Below are 3,396 nucleotides of genomic sequence, written 5' to 3'. Positions count from 1 at the left end.
GATCTGTAAATGCTGGGGTCATGCTTAATAACTGCTGAAATGCTTATCCTATATACATTTTCGCAGTTTTTGACCCCTTTTTTTTATATCTTTGTGAGAAATCCGGGCTAACTTTTCGAGCTAATGTGAACCCATCTTGTCCTTGTGACTGCAATAACAACCATTCCCATTCCAACAAGCAGCTTGTTGTCGCTTCTTCCAAATGAATTCCATTAGCAATTTCCATCCAGTCGGGTATTCCATCAGCGATTTCGCTTTCTGCTAATAACAAACTGGCTGCAAAACCATCGTCATTACTAAAGCCATTCTCAAAAGCTGTTTTTACCAATGGCTTCATCTTTTGTGCAACTGCTTCTAAATCTTCAACAAAAGTACAATCATCAAAATAAGGTTCTTCCCAGCTTACTTCTTGAACTATATATTTACCCTTTTCCTGGGATGCTTGCCAAATAATCTGATTCCATTGTTCCCATAATTGTGACCAAGTTTGAGCTAATTTTGCAAAAGAAGCTGGTTGTGCTTTACTTGTTTTTATCTGTTCTACTGTTTGAGGTGCAGCGATGATTTGGATTAAAGTTTCCTGGGTATTCCCTTGCAGTTGAGCAAACACAGTTTCTCGCTGTTCGTCCGATAAAACCACAAATAATTCATCGAGTAGCTGGGAAATTTCTACTTCGGTAAGTGCTTCAAGGATACGCGAACCAACAGAGGTTTCTTGTTTAACCTTACCGAAAGAATTGCTCTGGTTCTTTTTTGGCATCTCCTAAATTCCCTTAGCACTACATAAACAGCCTATTTCAAACAGAGGTAACGAGAAAGACAGTCAAACATTATTTAACAAGGGCTAAACTTCGATTTCCGACTCCTACAAACTCAATACTTTTTCTTCCAATTCAGTTAAATAAGCCCGCTTCAGCTTCCCCAACATCTCCAGAAACTTCTGCACTGATTCCTCCAACTCTCTGGAATACACTCGACCGATGCGATCGCAAACCTGCCGCATCTGCTCACACTCGGCAGGCAGATCGTTCCGATCACAATTTTTAACCAAGTTATCAAAAACAACAGCCGCTTCCATTAAAAGATAAGGCTGACGACGGCTGTAACCAAACCTGTCTTTACAGTATTCCTCAAAAGTGCCGTGCGTGGAGAAGTTACTAACCCCTCTTCATTGCAATCACTAAAAGCAACGGCTCGAATTGTAACTACCTTCTCAATTACTCATCGGGAGCTCTCCTGTTTTGAATCATCTGTTGGATCGTTTCGGTTTCGCCAATTTCATAAAGACTAATCAAACTATTCTCAATAGTAAAGATTTGCTCAATTGTTGCATCCGCGAGCAAATTGCCTTGCAAATCTCTGACGATTTGATGAACGGTAACGACATTTCGATTGTTTTCATCCGTCTCGAACTTTAAGGTTTCAAGCTGCACTTGAATAACCTTATATTGATTAATCCAATATTCGCGCACTGCGTCGCGTCCATAAACGAAACCGCCTTCCACCCCGTTGGCCCATTTCACGTCCGGGTGCATCACCGAGATGATTGTTTCAAACTCGCCTTTGTTGAAGGCTTCGTATAAATTTTGCAGAAACTGCTGATTTGAACTCATAATTATTCACCATCCAATACGAATGTTATTGAAACAAGAAAGCAGCCCAACGGTTCGCTTGATCGGCTGCGAACAACCTTTGTAATACACCAGAATCTCTCGACAGTCCGCTCCAAGCGAATTATTATCCTGCTGTCTCTACGTATACGACTTTGTACAAATGAAACTCGTTTCGTGCTAATCCTTCCCAATATGGCTTGTCTGGATTAAATCCTGGTTGCTTCAAGATCGCTTCAAATGCCTCCTTGCTCTCCCACTGCCCATAATTGAACATTCGGGTTCCATCCAAGCTGCGATGAAAACTTGCTGAGATGAGTCCCGGTGAATTGCTCATCGCTCGGTCGAGTTCCATCGTGGTTCGCTTCACCATTTCCGCTTGATTCACAGGTATCATGCGAAACTCAGCAAGATGGGTAATGCAATCGCCTGCCACAATCTCAACTTCTGCTGATAACGATTTGCTTGCCGACACCTCTAACTGCAACGAGTCCGGTGGAAAAAACTCATTCAACACCATCGGACGCTGCAAACTGCGATGATCAAACTTGGGTTGCCACTGACTGTACGTAAAGACACGAACCCCATCTAAACTTTGATTGTTAAACACCAACCGATAACCTGACAACCACTGCCAACACTGCAATCTGCCGCGCCAACAGTTGTTTTGCTTTGTTAACCAAACCATGCCTCAGTTCGTAGATAGCCTGATGTTACCCAGTGTAGGCGTTAGCTACACCCGCAATGAACATTTTGCCTCTATAAAACTCAAAAGTTCCTCCTCAAACTCCGTCAAATACGGTCGCTTCAACTCTCCTAAACACTCCAAAACTGCCTCTACTGGTGCTTCTAAATTACCACTGTCCCGTAGCCTATGAATGCGATCGCAAATCACCCGCATCTGCTCACACTCCGCAGGCAAGTAGTTGAGTGACTTTAGGTGGTCAATTCTCACGGTGTATTCCCCATCCCACATTTTGACTGTGCAACTAAATTCACTCACATGGCTAATAATGCACCAGCAGCCACCTTTGCCCCTCAGTTCAGGATTATCTTTGACAAGGATTTGGCACACTTCCCCCACACAGTAAGGATTTGGGGCTTTAGTGCGTTCCATTATCCGTTCTATCACGTCTTTGACAACACGACCAGATGGTACTTTACCACCAGCAACTTCTACCGCAGTTTGCCACACTTCCCACTGCTTTTGCGGTTCTAGGTTGGTCATGGGTCTGACTTGCCCTTCACTTGTCGGCAGAATTTGTGTCCCGTTTGTTGTCAAATCCTCAACTTCAGAATTTTGACAACAATTTGTTGTCAAATTTTCGTAGACCTGGGAGGCTGCAATCAAATAATTTGACTTTTGGCGACTGTGACCAAACCTATCACGACAGTATTCCTCAAAGGTTTTGTGAGTCGATCTGTACAATCTGCGATCGCGTAACTCTGCAAGGGGAGCAATGCGATTTTGTTAGATGACCCCAAAAAAAGTGCGATCACCGAACACTCATACTGAGAAATAAAGTAGTTTTTATTACAAAAATGTTATTAGATCATACCATAATTTATCTTCTCAGAATATCCTAAGAAGATTTGGATTAAATGATTTAATGCTTATTGGTTAGAAGCTGTCTGTGCCAGTAATCCGGCCAGCAAGTATTTATTATTACACTTATCTCAGGAAATCAGCGTTATAAGTATAAAATTTATCAAGCAGTTTGGGGTTTGATAAAGGAATTAAAGATAGAATCACAAAAATTATCCCAGCTTCCAGCCATCCATTGGC

General features: G+C 42.3%; 5 protein-coding genes. All 5 read right to left on the bottom strand.

Going from position 1 to position 3,396, the window contains the following annotated elements:
• Positions 1–43 precede the first annotated feature (43 nt).
• Positions 44–760, bottom strand: coding sequence for a hypothetical protein (locus H6H03_RS39520; RefSeq protein ID WP_190960412.1), 717 nt, complete (start codon positions 758–760; stop codon positions 44–46).
• A gap of 105 nt (positions 761–865) precedes the next feature.
• Entirely contained in the window at positions 866–1,003 is a 138-nt protein-coding gene (locus H6H03_RS39515; RefSeq protein ID WP_190960413.1) for a hypothetical protein, read from the bottom strand.
• A 214-nt stretch (positions 1,004–1,217) separates the two neighbouring features.
• Positions 1,218–1,613, bottom strand: coding sequence for a nuclear transport factor 2 family protein (locus H6H03_RS39510; protein WP_190960411.1), 396 nt, complete (start codon positions 1,611–1,613; stop codon positions 1,218–1,220).
• Between the two features lie 124 nt (positions 1,614–1,737).
• Positions 1,738–2,298, bottom strand: a complete 561-nt coding sequence (locus H6H03_RS39505; protein ID WP_190960410.1) for an antibiotic biosynthesis monooxygenase family protein — start codon at positions 2,296–2,298, stop codon at positions 1,738–1,740.
• Positions 2,299–2,343: 45 nt separating this feature from the next.
• A complete protein-coding gene (locus H6H03_RS39500) occupies positions 2,344–3,039 on the bottom strand; it encodes a hypothetical protein (RefSeq protein WP_190960409.1) in 696 nt (231 codons plus the stop codon).
• Positions 3,040–3,396: the final 357 nt, after the last annotated feature.

Origin of the sequence: Nostoc paludosum FACHB-159 (genome assembly GCF_014698835.1) — a bacterium.
Classification (GTDB): Bacteria; Cyanobacteriota; Cyanobacteriia; order Cyanobacteriales; family Nostocaceae; genus Nostoc; species Nostoc paludosum.
This window is presented reverse-complemented; position numbering and strand designations above follow the sequence as displayed.